17 protein-coding genes are annotated in these 15,750 nt (G+C 37.9%); all 17 read right to left on the bottom strand.

Annotated features, from left to right (window positions below):
* Positions 1-61: 61 nt before the first annotated feature.
* Positions 62-1,036: a heptaprenyl diphosphate synthase component II gene (hepT, locus tag TY13_RS15465; protein WP_042477978.1), complete on the bottom strand. Its 975-nt coding sequence runs from the start codon at positions 1,034-1,036 to the stop codon at positions 62-64.
* 19 nt (positions 1,037-1,055) lie between these two features.
* Positions 1,056-1,760 carry a demethylmenaquinone methyltransferase gene (locus tag TY13_RS15460; protein ID WP_042477976.1) on the bottom strand — a complete coding sequence of 235 codons (705 nt, stop codon included), beginning with the start codon at positions 1,758-1,760 and terminating at the stop codon, positions 1,056-1,058.
* A 15-nt stretch (positions 1,761-1,775) separates the two neighbouring features.
* The gene (locus TY13_RS15455; RefSeq protein WP_052344360.1) at positions 1,776-2,522 is read right to left on the bottom strand and encodes a heptaprenyl diphosphate synthase component 1; all 747 of its coding nucleotides are present in this window, start codon (positions 2,520-2,522) and stop codon (positions 1,776-1,778) included.
* A 53-nt stretch (positions 2,523-2,575) separates the two neighbouring features.
* The gene (gene mtrB / locus TY13_RS15450; protein ID WP_042477974.1) at positions 2,576-2,797 is read right to left on the bottom strand and encodes a trp RNA-binding attenuation protein MtrB; all 222 of its coding nucleotides are present in this window, start codon (positions 2,795-2,797) and stop codon (positions 2,576-2,578) included.
* Between the two features lie 55 nt (positions 2,798-2,852).
* On the bottom strand, positions 2,853-3,422 hold the full coding sequence (gene folE, locus TY13_RS15445; protein WP_042477972.1) for a GTP cyclohydrolase I FolE: 570 nt from the start codon (positions 3,420-3,422) through the stop codon (positions 2,853-2,855).
* Positions 3,423-4,027: 605 nt separating this feature from the next.
* Positions 4,028-4,300: an HU family DNA-binding protein gene (locus TY13_RS15440; RefSeq protein ID WP_042477970.1), complete on the bottom strand. Its 273-nt coding sequence runs from the start codon at positions 4,298-4,300 to the stop codon at positions 4,028-4,030.
* 190 nt (positions 4,301-4,490) lie between these two features.
* The gene (gene spoIVA, locus TY13_RS15435; RefSeq protein ID WP_042477968.1) at positions 4,491-5,969 is read right to left on the bottom strand and encodes a stage IV sporulation protein A; all 1,479 of its coding nucleotides are present in this window, start codon (positions 5,967-5,969) and stop codon (positions 4,491-4,493) included.
* Positions 5,970-6,067: 98 nt separating this feature from the next.
* Positions 6,068-6,784, bottom strand: a complete 717-nt coding sequence (locus TY13_RS15430) for a hypothetical protein (RefSeq protein WP_042477966.1) — start codon at positions 6,782-6,784, stop codon at positions 6,068-6,070.
* Between the two features lie 25 nt (positions 6,785-6,809).
* Entirely contained in the window at positions 6,810-7,070 is a 261-nt protein-coding gene (locus TY13_RS15425; RefSeq protein ID WP_230199458.1) for a DUF2768 domain-containing protein, read from the bottom strand.
* A 182-nt stretch (positions 7,071-7,252) separates the two neighbouring features.
* The gene (locus TY13_RS15420) at positions 7,253-8,263 is read right to left on the bottom strand and encodes an NAD(P)H-dependent glycerol-3-phosphate dehydrogenase (protein ID WP_042477964.1); all 1,011 of its coding nucleotides are present in this window, start codon (positions 8,261-8,263) and stop codon (positions 7,253-7,255) included.
* A gap of 16 nt (positions 8,264-8,279) precedes the next feature.
* Positions 8,280-9,590: a ribosome biogenesis GTPase Der gene (der, locus tag TY13_RS15415; RefSeq protein ID WP_042477962.1), complete on the bottom strand. Its 1,311-nt coding sequence runs from the start codon at positions 9,588-9,590 to the stop codon at positions 8,280-8,282.
* Between the two features lie 134 nt (positions 9,591-9,724).
* Positions 9,725-10,372, bottom strand: coding sequence for a hypothetical protein (locus TY13_RS15410; protein ID WP_042477960.1), 648 nt, complete (start codon positions 10,370-10,372; stop codon positions 9,725-9,727).
* Positions 10,373-10,753: 381 nt separating this feature from the next.
* Entirely contained in the window at positions 10,754-11,899 is a 1,146-nt protein-coding gene (gene rpsA / locus TY13_RS15405; protein ID WP_042477959.1) for a 30S ribosomal protein S1, read from the bottom strand.
* A gap of 100 nt (positions 11,900-11,999) precedes the next feature.
* Entirely contained in the window at positions 12,000-12,671 is a 672-nt protein-coding gene (gene cmk / locus TY13_RS15400) for a (d)CMP kinase (protein WP_042477957.1), read from the bottom strand.
* A 122-nt stretch (positions 12,672-12,793) separates the two neighbouring features.
* Entirely contained in the window at positions 12,794-13,444 is a 651-nt protein-coding gene (locus TY13_RS15395; RefSeq protein WP_042477955.1) for a flagellar brake protein, read from the bottom strand.
* Between the two features lie 87 nt (positions 13,445-13,531).
* The gene (locus tag TY13_RS15390; RefSeq protein WP_042477953.1) at positions 13,532-14,809 is read right to left on the bottom strand and encodes a PepSY1/2 domain-containing protein; all 1,278 of its coding nucleotides are present in this window, start codon (positions 14,807-14,809) and stop codon (positions 13,532-13,534) included.
* Positions 14,810-14,823: 14 nt separating this feature from the next.
* The gene (sleB, locus tag TY13_RS15385; protein ID WP_042477951.1) at positions 14,824-15,642 is read right to left on the bottom strand and encodes a spore cortex-lytic enzyme; all 819 of its coding nucleotides are present in this window, start codon (positions 15,640-15,642) and stop codon (positions 14,824-14,826) included.
* Positions 15,643-15,750: the final 108 nt, after the last annotated feature.

The following is a 15,750-nucleotide window of genomic DNA, read 5'->3' as shown; positions in this document are numbered from 1 at the left end:
TAAAAAAGTTTTACACTTACCGATAAATAGTACCAAAATAAGCTTGTAAACGCAACTATTTCTAAAATTTACGCTTACCAATAAAGAGAGCAACATCGCGCAGCTTTTTCTTCATTGGATGTTTTGGCAATGCCTCTACTTCCTTTAAAGCCTTTTGCAAATATTTATCACTTATCGCTGTTGCTTGCTTAATTGCATCTGAATGACGGACATACTGTAGCATTTTCATGCGCTCTTCTTCCGTTAACGTACCTGCAATAATTTTTTCGAGATATGGCTGCATTGGTGCATCATCTTTTAACAATAGCATTGGCAACGTAATATTACCTTGCAATAAATCACTACCGGCTGGTTTTCCAAGCTCTTTATCAGTTGCTGTAAAATCCAATATATCGTCGATAATTTGGAAGCTCATACCGACAAAATAACCGTAACGCTTTAAACGGCGAATATTTTGTTCATCTACTCCACCTACTACCGCACCAAGCTCACAGCTTGATTCAATTAGCAATGCTGTTTTCCGTTTAATACGTCTAAAATAGTCTTTTATATGTTGATTCATACGAAATTTGTCTTCAATTTGAATAATTTCACCATTACAAATTTCCACCATCGTACGTGCCAATATTTGATGAGCACGTGGATTGTCAATTACTGTTACATACTCTAAAGCACGTGCAAAAATAAAATCGCCAGTAAACATCGCAACACGATTGTTCCACTGTGCCTTCACAGTATGTCTACCTCTTCTCATATTCGAATCATCGATGACATCATCATGCACAAGTGAAGCCATATGAATTAACTCCAAAGGAACAGCGATATGCTTCATCCGCTCAATTTGATAATCGCCAAATTTCGCACTAAGCAAGACAAATACTGGGCGGATGCGCTTACCTCCCGCCTGCAACAAATGTAGTGAAGCCTCGTTTAGCAAGTGTGAAGACGAGTTCAACGCTTTTTCTAATTCTGTTTCGATGATTTCTATATCTGATTTTAAATCAGCATAGAGTAATTTTAACTTCATCTTTTCCACTTGAACAAACCTTCTCCCACTAAATTTCTTTTTTCACACCTTTATGCATCGCTGCTGCGCCGCCACTATAGCCTTTGTACTCAATTCCTTCAAACCCTGCACTCTTAAACATAAACGCGAGCTGTCTCATTCCTGGAAAATCATTTGCAGATTCTTGTAGCCACGAATATTCTTTATAGCTCTTTGCAAATAGTTTTCCAAAAAGCGGCATAATATATTTGAAATAGAAACGGAAAAGTTGACGATAACCTGGGATTTCAGATTGTGATGTTTCTAAACAAACCGCCATACCACCTGGCTTTAATACACGATTCATTTCTCGCAATACCTGCATATAGTCTGGTACATTACGCAGCCCAAAACCAATCGTTACATAATCGAATGTATTATCCTCAAATGGAAGCTCCATCGCATTGCCTTGTAAAAGCTCTATTTGTGGGTAAGGCTCCACTTTTGCTGCTCCGACTTTTAACATATTTTCACTAAAGTCTAAGCCTTTTACGATACCTTTTTCTCCTACAGCCTCTGCAAGCGCAATTGTCCAATCTGCCGTCCCACAGCAAACATCCAAACATTTTGCTCCTGGCTTCACATTCATTCGTTTCATCGTGTCTTTACGCCATTTCACATGCAATTGAAAGCTAATTACAGAATTCATTTTATCATAGCCTTCTGAAATGCTTTCAAATACTTCGTGCACACGTTCCTCTTTCGACTTCGCCATTTTTTCAAAACCTTTCTATCTCGTTTCAACTTTCACTATTCGCCAAATAAATTGCTGTAATTCATCTGATAATTGTAAAGCAGCAAGCTCCGCTGTTAATAACTTTTGCTGCTCCTCAATCGCAACTGTCAATAAATGCTTAAGCTCTTGCTGACCAAAGCATTTTTCCATAGCTCGTCCTACTGCTGTTAGTGCATACCTATGGAAAGCGTCCATTTCGTTCTGTAAACGCTGAATCGTTAAAGCGTGTACCATAACTGCACTGTATTTGTTAAAGCCATGTGCTTCATAAAATTTGCGTATTATAGCGGTTTCAATTAGAGATAAATTATTAACCCACTGTTCCATCGTTCGATATGTATGCTCATATGCGGCAATTTCCTGCTCACAGCGCTCAACAATTCCTTGTGCTAATTTTTGAATGAGTACTATATTTCCTGTATGAGCCAATATTTCATAATAGCGCCCACTATAATAATCACCTGATAATACCGTTAATTGTTGCTCCTTCGATATAGCATCTTTTTCTTTAATTTTATCATGTTCAAACAAAGAGGCTTGAACGATTCCTACAGTTGTTGCACTTTCCTGTAGACCTTCATGCCATGGTTCTCCGTTTAAAAATGGTAAAAGTAAGAAAAATAGCTGATTTTCATCAACGACTGGGGCTCCCGTATATTGCAGTAAAGCTCTATGACGAACACGCACGAAAATAGACTCTTTTAGTTGTTGTATTGCTTTTTGAATATTTGTTGCATGCATAGATCTCTTACTCCATTTCATTAAAGTAGCTAAGCCCCGCTATACGGTGCCTATTATTTTTTCGAGCCACTCTCAATCATTCCGTGCGCAGAGTGGATTTTTGCTTTTCCGCGAATTTTCATTGCAGATGTGTGCTCTGTAAATTGAGCAATCATCACTTCCCCAGCATCAAGCTTTTCTGAATGATGAAATTTTGTATCAGAACCACGTGTTAAACCGATTACATGTACACCGTCTTCCTGCGCCTCAATAACAATATATTCTGGTTGTGTCATTTGTTTTTCCCCCACCAAGATTTTCTCTATCTATCATATCACAAAATAACAGAAATTAAGACATTTGAATAAACGAAATAACCTCTCTACGCTTTACTTCGTCTTCCTCGTAAATTCCACGTGCTACAGATGTTACTGTTTTTGAACCTGGCTTTTTTAAACCGCGCATAGTCATACACATATGCTCCGCCTCAATAACAACGTAAACACCTTTAGGCTGTAGCATTTCCATCATTGTATCTGCCACTGTTGAAGTAATACGCTCTTGTAGCTGTGGTCTGCGTGCCACAGATTCAACACAACGACCTAATTTACTAAGGCCTGCTACCTTGCCATCCTTTGGTATATACGCAATATGCGCTTTGCCATAGAACGGTACAAGATGATGCTCACACATCGAATAAAATGGAATATCTTTTACTAGCACTAGCTCTTCATGTTCCTCATGAAATACTGTACTAAAATACTCGCGTGGGTCTTGCTCTAAGCCACTAAACATTTCGGCATACATTTTCGCCACGCGCTTTGGTGTATCAAGAAGCCCCTCACGCTCTACATCTTCCCCTACCGCTTTTAAAATCATTTTTACTGCTTCTTCAATTTTCTTTAAATCAACATTCGACATATATAGCCTCCATCATCAATTACGCCTCTGCTAACTCTCATCCAGTTTTTTCATTTAATATAAGAGGACTTCACTACGCCAAGCGTCAATGATTAACTAATCTGCATTTTGCAGACCTACTCCTCTTCAAAATCTGTGATATCTACCAAGGGCTTTATTTGGATTCAGCGGTTCCACTGTTCTCCGCCAAATTAAACATATTCATCTCACCACCTAGAGAGGTAGGAGTCTTTTATCTATGCACCTGTTTTTGGTACAGAAAATATTACTAAATCATAATCAATCACATTGACATTTCTAACAAATGAATCGTAGCATATCCTTACAATAAGTTCAAAGGACACTTATCAAAATATCTAATCAATTACGTCAGTGTTAACTTAAGTCCATTTTTTGAGCTGAGTGAAAGTTAACCTAAAACCGTCACTACGCGCACCAGCGATTAACTGACCTGCATCGTGCAGGCCTTCCTTCAAAATCTTTGAAATTCGCTAGGGCTTTTTTTTTGATTGAGTAGGTATTTGCCTCCCTCTCAGTCAAAAGAAAAAGAGCAGCCCCTCAGTATGAACTGAAGACTGCTCTATGTAACTGCACTGACGCTGAAATTATTTTACAGCGTCTTTAAGTGCTTTACCTGGTTTGAACGCAGGTACTTTGCTTGCAGCAATTTCGATTTCTTTACCAGTTTGTGGGTTACGACCTTTACGAGCCGCACGCTCACGAACCTCAAAGTTACCAAAACCGATTAATTGTACTTTGTCACCCTTTGCAAGAGCACCTTGAATTGTATCAAATACAGCTTCAACCGCTTTAGAAGCGTCTTTTTTAGAAAGACCTGCAGCTTCAGCAACAGAGTTTACTAATTCTGTTTTATTCACACCATTCACCTCCTCTCAAAGGGTCATGAACCTAAATCATGTAAAAAGAGTAACACATAGAAAACCGCGGCGCAACTTAATTTAGCTATGTTTGTCCGAATAATCTCGATTTTTTTTAAGAAAATGCAAATAACAGGACAAAACGACTAAAAATAGCGTTGTCCTGTTATGGAATAGGTTTTTTTTACCACTAGATAATAAACGTAATTAACCCTCTATCTCCTTCATTTACCATGCGCTCAATTGTTTGACGCATCCTTTTTTTGGCTGTTTTTGGTACAGTATTCATTTTATAGCGAATACTTTCCTTCAGAACCTCATGGAGTGGGGTACCAAATAGTTGTGTTTGCCACAAAGATTCACGGTCATGCTCAAACGCATATTGTAAATCTTTCAGCAGTTGTTGACTATGAAATTCCGAGCCGATTAACGGAGCAAATTCTGATTCCATATCTACCCGAATAATATGATAAGATGGTGCTTTTGCTTTCATTCGAACACCATAAAAATTATTTTGCTTGATTAATTCTGGCTCGTTCGGTTCAAATTCATCTAAGGTTGGCAATGTCACACCATAGCCTTCTACACGAGATTGCTCAATGGCATCACGGAAACGTGCCTGTGCTTTTTTCGCTTCAGATGCCTCTTTAATAAATAATAGCCAATCTTTTTTAGTGTCGATTGGCTGCTCTAGCCATTCATTGCATATCGTTTTATAAATATCATTTTGTATCGATAAACGTACTGTGACAACACCTAACCCTGCATCAACACGCTCAACTTCACAATTTTCTACAAATTCAAGCGTCTTCAAAAAGTTTGTTGCCTTTTCAACATCACGTATTTTTTCTACATGCCCTACCATCTCGTTTGCTGCAACAGTTAATGACTCATTTATATAATGTGTGCTATCAAGCACATCTACCCAATCAGGCTTTTCAACTTCGATATATTCAATTGGAAATTCATATAAAGCCTCTTGCAAAATATAAGCAATATCAGTAGTTGTTAGCTGATCAATTGAAGTTGCAATAACAGGAACTTGATATTCCTCAAACAATTCATTGCGTAAATTACGTGTTTCCTCACGCGCTGGCATCGTGCTATTGATAACAACAACAAAAGGCTTGCCAATTTCCTTCAGTTGCTCAATAATAGCCCTTTCTGCTACGGCTGCTGCCTTTCGTTCTATACCATTGACAGTACCATCAGTTGTCACCACCACTCCGATATTTGCATGATCACGTATTACTTTATCTGTGCCAATTTTTGCAGCTTCCTGAAAAGGAATGGCTTCTGTATGCCAAGGCGTATGCACATATTTCGGCCCGTTTTCATCCTCGTAGCCTTTTGCACCATTAATAATATAACCAACACAATCGGCAAGACGAATGCGGAAGCTTAAACCGTTGTCACCAATGGAAATCGGTGCAGCATGTGCAGGTACAAACTTAGGCTCCGCTGTCATAATAACAGGTCCTGGTGAGCTTTGTGGTAGCTCGTCCAAGGCGCGCTTACGGTCATCTTCGTTCATAATATTCGGTAAGACTAGAGATTCCATTACTTTTTTTACAAATGTTGATTTCCCTACACGGACGGGACCAACAACCCCGATGTACACGTCCCCATTTGTTCGTTCTGCAAGCTGCTGAAAAATTTGTTCGCTAATAGGCGCTCCTCCTTTACTTGTATAAACTTATGCCTATGTAGCTATAAATATGAAAAAGCATGAAATCAAATTTTCCAACTTGATTTCATGCTTTTTACTTACTTTGCCGGCTCATACATAAAGATTGGCTCGTTATTATCATCAACTGTATAGGGCAATGAATATGCAGGTACAACGGGATAGTGCTCTGCTAATAGCATGCGAATATCCTCACCTGGCTTCGGTGTCAGCCCTTGTTCCTTGATAAATTGATGTAAATCAATAGAATAGTCCACATATAGCTCTCCTTGTGTAGACACAATCACTGGTAATTGATTAGTAGAATACGGACTTGCTACTGTAACATCTTCCTTGTAGCCTATGTTTTTGAAATTAATTGTATAAATATACGGTGTAATACTATCTTTATATTGTGGATATTTGGTGCCTACAAAGCGTATTTTTACCTCACGGATTTTTTCTGGTACTCGTAAATCAACAAGCTTTACTGTCGGATTTTCTTCTGGATTCCAAATAATATATTGGAAAAGTCCACCTTTTTCAAATGAATTTGCTGGTGGTGATGCTAAATATTTTGGTACAAGCTTTTCAAAATCAACTAAATATTTGATAAAAATATCGGTATCCATATCGCGTGTTTTTATTGGTAGAACACCTGTATCTGCTTGATACTCTGTGATTGCACGTTGTACAGATGCCAATTGCTCCACATCAGGTACTTGATTTTCAGCCTTGCGCTCCTCCGGGTACATACAAGCTGTCAGCAAGAGCGTACATAAAAATATGGTCACAAGCATTGTCCATCTTGTTTTCATTATAAATTTTCCCCTCTTCACTATTTTAATTCGGCCATGTTACAACGATTAATACCATTAAAAATGCGCCAGTAGCTAACATTACATAAGCGATTAATTTTAACACAAATGATAAAAAGATATTGCTCACCCATTTGCGAGTAGCTGAAATTATTAGAACAGAAAAAAACAATAAGCCCATCGAATAAAATGATATCCACATAACATCAAGTGCAGGTATATGTGCTAATGGACCACGTGCTGTGTTTAATAATAAGTGGGATGCGTCCATAATTTGATTGTTCACTAATAAAACCGCCTTTCTATTCAACTATGTAGTCTCATACACACCATTGTAAATTATATAGCTCTCCTAAACAAAATAACAGGGCTGTTCTCAAAGTTGATAAACAAACTTTCTAGAACAACCCATATAGTTAAAAGCTTGCGCCATTTATGAATAATTTATGACACTTTACTTACTATTGATTAAAATTCATCTATTTCAGGCTTTTTCATACGAATCATTAATTCATCGACTGCCTCTTTTGGTGTTTTACCATTAAACAACACATCATAAAGGGCCTCGGTAATTGGCATTGCTACGTCATATTTCAAGGCCAACTGATGTGCTGCCTTCGTTGTCCGTATTCCTTCTACAACCATGCCCATCTGCTCTAAAACTTCTGTGAGTGGCATACCTTTTCCCAGCATATTACCTGCACGCCAGTTGCGTGAATGTACGCTTGTACATGTTACAATTAAGTCTCCCATACCTGTTAAGCCAGCGAAAGTAAATGGATTACCACCCATTTTTACACCTAGACGAGTAACTTCCGCTAAACCACGTGTTATCAGTGCCGCTTTCGCATTATCACCATAATTTAAACCATCGGTAATACCCGCAGCTAATGCAATAACGTTTTTCAAAGCTCCGCCAATTTCGACACCTGTTACATCCTCACTTGTATAAACGCGGAAGTAACCGCTCATAAATAAGTCTTGCACCTTTTCTGCTGCTAAAGGATTTTCACATGCGGCTGTTACTGTTGTCGGGTGCTGCAAAACGACTTCCTCCGCATGACTTGGACCTGATAATACGACGATATCTTCAAGCAAATCCGCACCGATACTTTCACGCATCAGCTCAGAAATACGCAGTAAAGTATCTGGTTCAATGCCTTTCGACACGTGAACGAAAAGCGCCTTTTTCGGTAGCAATTTTGATAGGTTGCCACATACTTCTCGAATTGCCTTTGTTGGTACTGCTACAACAATTGTTGATGCATGTTCTGCAGCCTCTGTAAGGTTAGCTGTTGCAACTAAATTTGTTGGCAGTACCGTTTGTGGTAAATATTTTTTATTTGTATGCTGATTATTAATCTCTTCAGCCTGGTCTTGTCGATGTGTCCAAAGAAGCGTATTATGTCCATTTTCAGCAAGTACGATAGCAAGGGCAGTACCCCAAGAACCCGCTCCTAAAACGGTTACTCGTTCCATTTCTTCCCCTCCATAACTAATCGCGTGCACGAGTAATTAAGCGAATTGGCGTTCCTTCAAAATCAAATGTTTCACGTATGCGATTTTCAAGGAAACGTTCATATGAAAAGTGCATTAATTCTGGATCATTAACAAATACAACAAAAGTCGGTGGTTGAATCGCCACTTGTGTTGCATAGTAAATGCGTAATCGACGACCTTTATCAGAAGGTGCCGGATTACGTGCTACAGAATCCTCAATCACTTCGTTTAAAATAGAAGATTGAATGCGCATCGCATGGTTTTCACTAACTCGCTGTACAACAGGTAAAATTTGATGTACACGTTGCTTCGTTTTCGCCGATACAAAAACAATCGGTGCATAGTCTAAAAATAAGAAATGCTCACGAATTTGCTGTGTATAGAAATTCATCGTTTTTTCATCTTTTTCGATGGCATCCCATTTATTAACAACGATAATAACAGCTTTTCCAGCCTCATGTGCATAGCCAGCAATTTTTTTATCCTGCTCCTGTATGCCTTCATCTGCATTTATTACAACTAATACAACGTCAGAGCGTTCAATCCCTCGAAGTGCACGTAGTACTGAGTATTTCTCAGTAGACTCGTACACCTTCCCTTTTTTACGCATACCCGCAGTATCAATAATGACATATTTTTGACCTTCGTAGGTATACGGCGTATCAATAGCGTCACGTGTTGTACCTGCAATATTGCTGACAATTACTCGGTCTTGCCCTAAAAAGGCGTTTACTAAAGAAGATTTCCCTACATTTGGGCGACCAATTAATGAAAACTTAATAACATCATCATCGTATTGTACTTCGTCCTCTTGAGGGAAATGCTTCGCACATTCATCAAGCAAATCACCTAAGCCTAAGCCGTGAGAGCCAGAAATCGGCCAAGGTTCACCAAAGCCTAATGAGTAAAAGTCATAAATCATTTCGCGCATATCTGGGTTGTCAATTTTATTGACAGCTAGTACAACAGGTTTTTTTGTTTTATATAAAATTTTCGCTACTTGCTCATCAGCACCTGTCACACCTTCACGACCATTCGTCATAAAAATAATAACATCTGCCTCATCGATTGCGATTTCAGCTTGCTGGCGGATTTGCTCTAAAAACGGCTCATCCCCAATTTCAATTCCACCTGTGTCAATAATATTAAAATCATGCGTTAGCCATTCTGCCGAACTATAAATACGGTCACGTGTGACACCTGGAATATCTTCCACGATTGAAACACGTTCTCCAACAATACGGTTAAAAATTGTTGATTTTCCCACGTTCGGACGTCCTACGATGGCGATTACCGGTTTTGTCATCTGTACTTCATCCTTCCAACTTTCGAATCTCTACGTAATTATACACGAATTTTTTTATTATAGCATGTAATGCACTAAAGTAAAAAACGGATAACCCCAACAATATGTGAGAATTATCCGTTACATTAATGCTATTATTTTGTTAAATCGAAGTCAATTACAATTTCACCTGCAAAGAAATCTGCCAAATTGGCTGAAATCGTATAGTCTCCATCTGTAAATGTATGTTTGTCCAAATCATTTTCTAAAGCATTCGTAAATTCTGTTTCATATAAATCAATGTCTAAGCCAAGAGAACCTGTAAGTGTTGCTGCAGAAGTAAAGAATTCTAACAATTCATCGCCTTCATCATTTTGTAAATCAAACTCAATACCCTCTACACTTAAATTGTAACCTGTTACTTTTTTCTCCGTATTATACTTAGCAGTTATTGTATAATGACCTGCATATCCTAAAATATCTGTATCCAATAATTTCTGTGAAAAACCATTTTCTTCTTCTGTTAACTCATTCGTAATTGGCTCTGGCATACTAGCAATTTCTATAGGCTCTTCTTCGTCCTGTTTCATTATCTCAACCATTGCATTGTATTTTTTAACAAATTTCTCTACTGATGTTTTTGATTCAGCATCAACATCCTCAAACGTTACAACTTTTTGCTCTTCTTGTTCTTTGACAACATCTTCTTTTTCTACTGGCTCATTGTTTGCTTTTTCTGCTTCGTTACCACATCCTGCTAATAATAGTAAACCAAAGCATGCTGATAATAATAATTTTTTCATGTTCTTGCTCCCTACATAGATGTTTGATAAAAATATTGATATTACACAAGAACAAATAATACATACACTTTACTTTAAAGTCAATAGTTTACAGTGAAAAAATTCGTTAAATATATACGTATTCCCTTTAAACCAAATTTCACCCAATTTATTGGTGACATTTTCTTCAAAATTTTCGATTTCAATCACATAAAGCAAAATAGGCATTCATCTTATCATCTACAGAAGATAGAGTTTTCTTTATTTATGCCTTTCGCTACAATTTCGGCACAAAAGGATACTTATTATTGCGGTTACCCGTCGCAGTAAAGATTTAATGAATTAAAATAAAAAGCACATTTGAATGAGCTTTTCACTCACTAAATGTGCTTATACTAGAAATTATTCTTTTGTAAAACCTTTTAATTGATCACCGATGACATCACTGAATGAGAAGCCTGTATTTTCTTCAGGTAATTCGTAATCGAACTCTTCTTCTTTATCAGGATTTTCGATAAGGTCTTTAATGCTTAGTGATAAACGTTTTTCCGCAGCATTAACATCTAGCACCTTTACTTGTACCTCTTGACCTTCTTTTAATGCCTCATGTGGTGTATTAATATGCTTATGTGAAATTTGTGAAATATGCACAAGCCCTTCTACATTTGGGAATACTTCCACGAAAGCACCAAATGAAACTAGACGGCGAACTGTACCAGTTAAAACCGAGCCTTTTGCAGCGCGCTCCTCAATATTTTCCCACGGTCCAGGTAGCGTATCTTTAATTGATAGTGAGATGCGCTCATTGTCTACATCAACAGATAGAACTTTTACTTTTACAGCTTGCCCTTCTGTTAAAACAGTCGAAACATCGTCTATATGGTCGTGTGACACTTGTGAAATATGCACAAGCCCATCAACTCCACCAAGATCAATAAATGCACCAAAAGCAGCTAATCGCTGAACTTTCCCTTCAAGTACATTGCCTGGTTTAATATTTCCAATCACTTGCTTTTTCTGTTCAGCTTTTTCTTTCTCAACTACTGCACGGTGAGATAGGATTAAACGTCCTTTTTCTTTATCAAGCTCTGTAATTTTAAAGCTCATCGTTTTACCGCGATAATCTTCAAAATCTTCTACGAAATAATCCTCTACTAACGAAGCTGGTACAAAGCCACGAACACCTAAATCAACAACAAGGCCACCTTTTACAACATCTTTTACTTCCGCCTCGAATGTTTCGCCTGATTCGAATTTTGCTATTAAATCATCCCATGCTTTCAATGCGTCTACTTTACGCTTAGATAACACATATGCTTCGTCTTCTACTTTAGTAATCATCAACTCAAATACATCGCCTACTGAAACAGCATCAGATGCCTTCTCAATGTGTAGACTTGAAAGCTCACTAATCGGAATAATCCCTTCAAATGGGGCTCCTTCAATCGAAACAGTAACAGATTTATCGTCCACCTGCTCCGCAGTACCTTTCACAATATCTCCTTCATGAAATTCCTTTTCTAATCCTAAGTTCATTTCTTCAGACATATGTAACCCTCCTTCGCATGTTCCACTTTTATTTTATTCGAAATAATGAATAAAAACAAAAATTTCCCCTTTTGTCATAGAAAAATCTTTTCAATACTGCTTACATAACCTCATATGCTAACTTCAAAATTGCCTCTGCTGCTTCATCAATTGTTAAATCAGTCGTATCTAAATACACAGCATCAATGGCTTGAATTAACGGTGAAGCCTCTCTCTCGCTGTCCAATTTATCACGGAGAGCAATTTCTTCTTGTAAACGCTCAATAGATGATTGAATCCCTCGGCGTTCATTATCAAGGTAACGGCGACGAGCACGCTCTTCTACAGAAGCTGACATAAACACTTTTAGTTCCGCATCTGTTAAGACGTGTGTAGCAATATCTCGCCCGTCCATCACGACAGCGCCACCTGCAGCTAATTGCTGCTGCATCGAAACTAAAACTTCACGTATATTAGCATGTGCAGCTACCTGAGAAACATTCGCCGTTACTTCATTTGAACGAATTACGTCTGTTACATCAACACCATCTACGTAAACAAGCTGACCATTATTAGACGGCGCTAACTCAATCTTTGTTGCACTTAACATATTTGCAAGTGCATCGCTATCATCTAATTGTATGTTTTGCTGTATCGCTTTATGCGTTACAGCACGATACATCGCTCCTGTATCGATGTATGTAAAATTTAGTTTTTCCGCGACAATTTTTGCAATTGTACTTTTCCCCGCACCTGCAGGACCATCAATTGCAATTTGAATTCGTTTTGCCATTATTTATCCCTACTTTCCTTACCATTACATTATATATGAAAAAGAGCTGTATAGTTAGCCAAATAACTTGAAAATAGGCTGTAAGGAAGGCAAGTTATCCTGCTTTCCTTACAGCCTTCGTTTTATAATTCATTTAGCTCTTTTTTGCGTTGAAGTAATTGGCGTTCAAAGCATAGGCGTACAATATGCTGTTTATCAACATCATCCGTATCAGTAAGTTGCATCGATGCGAGCTGTCTCTCGTTTTCCTCGAATATGCGAACAATGCGTGCGTCTGTTTGGACATATCTAATTTCACCATTTACAAAAGGAAGTACGATAGTTAATTGAACAGTGTCGTTTTCCTGAAATTTAACAGGTTGTGTTAAACGAACTGACAACCCTCCTGCACTTATATCTTGTGCGATAAATTGGTAAAAGGTATCTCTATATTCAATAGCTATGTCCACTGGCGTTTCAACACGTACAAACTCTCTTCGCTGAATTTTTATAAATTCATTGTCTGGTGGACATGATAGCATAATCATCGGTATACGATTATTTTTTCGCCCCACCACTTTTGTTGTAAAGCTGTAGCTATTGCCTTCTGCGTAAAACATTACGTGAAACTGTGCTCCCTCAAGCAAAAATGCTGTTTTTTTTGTGAAATCATTAATTGGATAATCCACGTAAATAATATCGTCTTCTTTTTCCACTACTTTACACCTAAATTTTTCTGATTGTTCTGTATACATAGGCTCTAATATTAACATCGTTCCAATTTTCAATTCCATGATTTTCTCCTCGTGCATCGACATTTTCTATGTCTATTATCTCACGAGGCTTCCAATTTATCTATATTATTATTCGTCAGTATCAATTTAGGATAATGTATCAATTTGAATAACTTCATGCGTTGTAGCATCTACAACTACGCGAAACGTTTCGTACTGTTTATTAGGCAACCTTGCGATAACTTCATAGCATAAACGCAGTTCGTATGCATCATTTTCTGTATAAATCTTCTTTTCATCCTCTATAACAACGCCTTCACCAAAAAACGCTGACCAATCAATTGGGTTTAGTTCTTGCTCTTTAATTGTTTCTTTTTGTATATATTCCATCGCATTAATACCAAGCACTTCTCCGCTATCTTTAGCAATTTTCACTTGAATGCTGTCAGGATATACGAGCGCATCATCTACTTTACGAGTAAAAACAAAATGCCAAGCAATATGATTCTCTCGCATTTCTGTAATAACTGTATCTTTAAATCCTGCGTCCGCCATTGCTTTTTCTGCTGCCTGTACAATTTCCTCATGCGATAACGCCGTATTTTTCATTGGTCGCTCCAATAAAAACGATAAAATATGGCCGCCCTTTTCTGTAATATCCGCATAGCCTATACGCGACCCTCTAACAAATTGAATATGATAAAACGGATAAGGAGCATCATCTCGACTTTTTGTAACCGTCATTGTGGCATCACTAATTAGCGGGAATACTGTTTTTAACCTTTCCAACGCTTGTGCCTTTGTTAATGGCTCGTCCATTAAATGCTGTAATTCACGTTTTTTCTGATAATCACTTTCACTTGCTGTTAAAGGAAAATCTGTTTCATTAAAGCTTTTTAAATCTGCAGATACTTTCGCAAATGATGAATCGCCTACTTCATCAGATGTTATTTTTGACCATTTCCTAAAATCGCCATCTTGTTGAAAATAATTTGCTGTAGCAACAGTCCATTCTTCTGTTAACGCATGCAAATTACCATTAACCGCTTCCATCTTTTTTCGCCATTCTGAAGTATCTTTGGAAGCCGCAGATCGTTTTGCCTCATCTCCTATACGCCCTAAATAACGCATCCAATCATTTGCTACATCTTGATGTAAAGGTAAACGTGAAACTGAATTGCGCATATCATTACTTACGCGCCAAATTGTATCAAGCTCCCGATGCAATGCCTTTTCATCTTTAAAAAGCATTGATTTCGAAATAGATGAGTGTAATAAAGAGAGTTTTTCTGATGCATTTGTTAGCTCATTTGTATAATTTGCATGTACAGCCCTTTCTAACGAGCGCTGCTTTACAGTCACATCATACGCATAAACAGCCAAAATCAAAACAACAATACCTAATAAATAAACTGCATTTCTCATACTTCACCTCTTCTCTAATAGCAAAAGATATGCTGACCTATTTGCTTAATTTGTGGACGTGACCAAATCCATTTACTTGTCGCTGTTTTTGGGTTGAAATAGTATAGGGCATTTTCTGTAGGATCCCAACCATTCATTGCATCAAGAACAGCCTGCTTCGCTCGTTCATTTGGCGTTAACCAAATTTGCCCATCCGCAACTGCTGTAAAAGCAAGCGGTTGGAAAATAATATCTGAAATTGTGTTTGGAAAATCGGGTGATTCTAATCGGTTTAAAATGACAGCTGCTACAGCTACTTGTCCCTCATACGGCTCACCGCGCGCCTCTCCAAAAACAGCATTCGCCATTAGCTGCAAATCGCGTTCTGTATAGTTCGCTGGGAGTTGCATAGAGCCGCTACTTGAATTATTTTTACCACTATTTGAACTATTTTTACCACTACTCGCACTAGTACCGCCGCCTTTTACTTGGTGCTCAAGTGGCATACCACCATAATGTGTAAATTGGCTACCTTTAGCTATTTGCTCTTTCACAAAGCTTTCATTATAGTCTGACTGGGCAACTAGTTTTTTCTTTGTTGTATTACCTGCGATTCCATCAACACTTAAACCATAAGCCTGTTGAAATTCACGCAATGCCCAATATGTGCCATAACCAAATTTCCCATCAATCTTGCCATGGTAGTAACCTAAATATTGCAACCTGGCCTGTAGCTCAATAACATCATCCCCAAATGCACCTCGCTGAATAATTTGTGCAGAAAAGGCATCGGATTGCTGTGGTTGCAGAAAGAGCATACTAAGCAGGAAAACAATGAATAATTTTTTTCTCATGCACACCTCTCCTTTTTCATAGCATGCGGAGTGTACATTGATTTATACATTTTTTTAATAAATAATACAAAATAGCAGTAATGAAAGTTGGATGAGTGTCCTACTTTC

It is taken from the genome of Bacillus ndiopicus (assembly GCF_000612805.1).
GTDB lineage: Bacteria > Bacillota > Bacilli > Bacillales_A > Planococcaceae > Metasolibacillus > Metasolibacillus ndiopicus.
Note: the sequence above shows the minus strand (reverse complement) of the source record. Positions and strands in the feature narration are given on the sequence as shown.